This window comes from Pseudoalteromonas sp. GW168-MNA-CIBAN-0100, from assembly GCF_040309225.1.
In the GTDB taxonomy this organism is placed as follows: domain Bacteria; phylum Pseudomonadota; class Gammaproteobacteria; order Enterobacterales; family Alteromonadaceae; genus Pseudoalteromonas; species Pseudoalteromonas arctica.
In genome coordinates this window covers 1-272 of record NZ_JBEOOL010000558.1, presented here as the reverse complement: position 1 = coordinate 272, position 272 = coordinate 1, and the positions used below count along the sequence as shown (strand labels likewise).

The window sequence follows — 272 nt, the reverse complement described above, 5'->3', positions numbered from 1 at the left end:
CAACCGAAAAGTGGTTTACAGTAACAAACGATGAAGTGCCTGAGGGCATTATGGATGAAAGCTTATGGGACTACTTTGACCCAGAGCGCGAACTTAATGCATCGCACCTTTTCGATTTTAACTCTGGTAATGTTAAGCGTGGTATTTGTACTGTGCCATACACCCGCCAAAGCGATAACCAAGATGTGTATATTCCGGTTAACGGTATTGGTAATATTTTTGTATCTAACGGTATGAGTGCCGGCAATACTAAATTTGAAGCACGCGTACAA

Annotated in this window: 1 protein-coding gene; it reads left to right on the top strand. The window is 41.9% G+C overall.

Features of this window, described 5'->3' with window-relative positions:
• Positions 1-272 (top strand): YcaO-like family protein (locus tag AAEY62_RS22415; protein WP_350636613.1); only part of this gene is annotated, 272 nt, incomplete at both ends.